This is a genomic window from uncultured Nostoc sp., assembly GCF_964247315.1.
In the GTDB taxonomy this organism is placed as follows: domain Bacteria; phylum Cyanobacteriota; class Cyanobacteriia; order Cyanobacteriales; family Nostocaceae; genus Nostoc.
The window spans coordinates 1-3,881 of record NZ_CAXTTT010000236.1; the positions used below are offsets into that span (position 1 = coordinate 1).

Annotated in this window: 3 protein-coding genes; 2 read left to right on the forward strand and 1 reads right to left on the reverse strand. The window is 40.0% G+C overall.

The features are described 5' to 3' along the window. Window positions 1–246 precede the first annotated feature (246 nt). Window positions 247–1,056 (forward strand): DUF3598 family protein, encoded by an 810-nt coding sequence (locus tag ACFE93_RS34155; RefSeq protein WP_375480506.1) that lies wholly within the window; start codon window positions 247–249, stop codon window positions 1,054–1,056. Between the two features lie 48 nt (window positions 1,057–1,104). Continuing rightward, window positions 1,105–2,649, forward strand: coding sequence for a BamA/TamA family outer membrane protein (locus tag ACFE93_RS34160; RefSeq protein WP_375480502.1), 1,545 nt, complete (start codon window positions 1,105–1,107; stop codon window positions 2,647–2,649). A gap of 123 nt (window positions 2,650–2,772) precedes the next feature. On the opposite strand, the gene ACFE93_RS34165 is transcribed toward ACFE93_RS34160, so the two are convergent. Continuing rightward, entirely contained in the window at window positions 2,773–3,450 is a 678-nt protein-coding gene (locus ACFE93_RS34165) for a hypothetical protein (protein WP_375480504.1), read from the reverse strand. Window positions 3,451–3,881: the final 431 nt, after the last annotated feature.

The window sequence follows — 3,881 nt, forward strand, 5'->3', positions numbered from 1 at the left end:
TTTTTTTTGTTTATTTTTTTGTTTGAGATTTTTATTTTTATGTTAGTCATTTGTAATTTGAACTTTGACATATGAACTCGTAATTTTGACATCTGAACTCGTAACTTTGACCTCTGAACTCGGAACTTTCAAAATTTTAAAAGAATAACTGAAGCTTTGCTTGAACGAATATGAAATGAAACCTATATATCAACTTAACAAGGCTAGTCAAATGACCAATGACCAATGACAAATAACAAAATCACTATGAAATCGCAATGGCAATGTTTTTTGCAAAATCTCGGTGTTTGGGAAGGTTCATTTACGAATTTTTCTCCTCAAGGAACACTTTTGAACGATACTCCTAGCTGTCTTTCCCTAGAAGGTTTGAACAATAGCCAGAAAGTGCGGCTAACTCTGAGCCGTTCGGGACAAGATATAATCAGAGAATTTAATTCTGTGGGAGGGGGTCTGCTGTTTTTTGAAAATGGTTCATTTTCAGAAGGTTTAATTCAGCTAGGGCCATTTTCCGAATTTGGTGGAGAACTCGCCTTTGTTCATGAAAATCGCCGCTTGCGTTTGGTGCAACTGTTTGATAATACTGGTCAGCTAAAAGAATTAATTTTAATTCGAGAACATCTCGCTGGAACCCCAGCAGCAGAACGTCCAACTTTGCAGATAAATGATTTGTTGGGAGAATGGCAAGGTCATGCACTAACAATATATCCAGATTTGCGTTCGCCTGATACTTACTCTACAACTTTCAAATTACAACTTGATGATGCTGGGCGATTAATTCAAAGTACCTCTTTTAGCGACCGCACAATTACCTCAACTGCTACCATCAAAGGCCCGATTGTTCTCTTTGACCAAGATCCCCAAAAGCAAGTGCAAGTATTATTTTTACCAGATGGCGCTTCTGCAACATCACCTCTCAAGGTGCAGTTACGCCAACCATTTTTTTTGGAAACGGGTTGGTTAATCCAGCCAAACCTGCGCCAACGGATGATTCGCAAATACAACGAGAAAGGTGAATGGGTTAGTTTGACATTAGTCACTGAGGAAAGAAAGCTTTGATATCAAGTTCGCTTGATTACTTATCAAATCTTTAACTGTTGCCAAAATGTGGATAATGACAAAGCTTTATTTATGTATATTCAAATAGCTGTAGTTGCGATCGCAGTCATCTTAATAGCTGGAGAAAATCTAGAGGCCGTTGCAGACTCGCAATCTTCTACTGAAGATGGCCTTAGTAGTATTGTGGCAACAAAATCGACATTGGAGATAGAGGGAGGGTATGCAAAATATGCTGATTATATCGCATTAACTCCGGTAGATAGCCAGTCTGTGGAGTTTTCCCAAATTTCCCAAAGAATTGTCAAAGATATCCAGATTCGTTTTGTTAATAACAAAGATCAATTAGTCGATGAAAAAGGTCAGCCGATTAAAGGACGAACTCGAAAAGATTTTATCATTGGTCTGCTGAAACTTAAACCTGGTCAAGTATTTCGTGAAGATTTACTAGAAACAGACTTGCAACGATTGCGGAGATTAGAATCATTTAATGAAGTCAATGTTTATCGACAAGAAGATGCCAATAGCGTTAATCTCATTTATGAAATTAAAGAGCGTAACTTCCCTTCTCTAATATTAGGAGGCGGTAGTAACGAAGATGTTGGATTATTCGGTCGGGTGGGTTATAAAGATGAAAATATCAGCGGTCTTAACGATAAATTAGATACAACTGTGCAAATTAGCGGTAAAGATGTCCAATTTAATGGTCAGTTCACTAGTCGTTATCGTCCTGAAGAACCAAACCGCTTAGGCTACAGCATCAGAGCTTTTCGTAATCGTAATATATCAGGAACCTTCAACGAAGATATCAGATTGTCTGGCGGTGACAAAGTACGTGAGGGAAGGTTTGGCGGTTCTGTGGGAGTTTTACGGTCTTTTGATGAGTGGGATGCAGGTATAAGCTTGAATTATACCAGAATTAGCTTACGCGATCGCGACTATAAAGTTGCACAGGTCGATAGTTTAGGGAGTCCTTTATCTGTCAGCGGTACTGGCATTGATGACTTATTTACAGTATCATTTGCTGTTTCCAGAGATCAACGCGATCGCCGAGAAAATCCGACTCAAGGATCAATCCTCACTTTCAGCACAGAACAGGCAATTCCGATTGGACTGGGCAATATTTCTAGCAACCGCCTACGGGGAGATTATATTCAGTATTTACCAGTCAGTTGGATAGGTAATGGTAGACCAACCGACAATCCAGAAATGTTGGCGATTAATTTACAAATTGGTACGATTCTTGGAGACTTTCCACCAGCTAATGCTTTTAATATTGGTGGACTAAATTCTGTCAGGGGTTACGGTTATGGGAAAGTCGCCAGTGGTCGAAGTTATGGTTTAGCTTCTGTAGAATATCGTTTCCCAATTTTTTACTCAGTCGGAGGAGTTGTTTTTACTGACTTCGCCTCAGATTTCGGGTCTAGCGAAACCGTGCTAGGAGAACCAGGAGTGCTACGAGATAAACCTGGAAGTGGTTTTGGTTACGGCTTAGGATTGCGCTTCAAGTCATCCTTTGGGCTGATTCGAGGTGACTTCGGAATTAGCGATCGAGGAGAACTTAGATTTGAAGTTACTACAGGTCAGCGATTTTAACGGGTGGCAAAAAAGCCTTAAAAAACTACTGAAGATTGCTTAAAAACACACTCAGGGCGATTTCATTTTAAAAAGCTGCTTGAGTGTGTCTAGTCCAAAAGGACATAATCAAGATATTGGAGATTACTTGCACATTTGTAACGTGCGGCGATCGCTAGCAGCGATCGAATTTAACCGATAAAAGTCTTGTAGAGCCAGGGAGTAAGCATAAGAATTTGACTCATCATCACTAACCTGGGGCAGTCTACTGCTCGTAGCTACCTGATTCGATTGTTCAGAACTGGCTTCATTTGACGAAGTATTAACCGTCATTGCCAACTCTCCTGATGGGTTGATTGTACCCTGAAAACAATTCAACTCTGATTGGGGCATATACAACGCACCCCTTACCTTATCTTGCTGCTTTTGAAATATGATATAACCTTGACCAAGCTGGTTAGGTTTTGGGGATTGACCATAGAGGTAAATCCCATCTTTTACAGGAAAATTTGTTTTTGGTAAAACTCTTGCGTTTTTTGTAGTTCCCCCATCGCCTGGAACCAGTGCTGTGATTATAGGTGCTGTGTTTCCGCCTCCAGAAGCCGCATTAAGTTGACTTCTTTGCTCTCGAACTTTTCTAAGCTGCGACAAAAGAGAGTTTTCGGAGGTTTTGTGAATCTGAGCCGATGAGAATCGAGAATCTGTAAATGATGTTACATGAGTTTGCTTGGATATAAGACCCAAACCGAGAAGTAAGCCTAAGCCCGCGAGGGGAATTCCCCACTTCCGGGGAGATAATAACTGATGAAGGTTGTTAAGCACCCTACTTCTCCTGTTAAAAAAACTAACTAAGTTCTCTAGAACTTACTTAAATCATAACCAAGTCTTAATTGTCAAAGACTTTATCTACGACTTATATTACTATTGTTCAAAAAAGAAAACTGTCAAAAACAAAAGTTTTTATCGAATTTGGTTCTACAATCTTAGATTACCATCAGTTAGAGTCTTTATAACAGAAGGTAAAAGGCAGGGGGCAGAGGGCAGGAGGCAGAAGGCAGGAATAACCTACGTTTAAAAGCGTGAGATTGAAGTAAGAAGAATTGTATCTCGCTACACTCTACTCAATACAATTCTTCTTTGAAAACTGGCTTTTATACCCAAAATTAAAGTTTTCGCATCATATCCAGCTAATAGTTCTAATTCCCGAATCTACGCAGAAAGCCCAAAAACCCCTCGCCTCTGCCCCTCTGCCC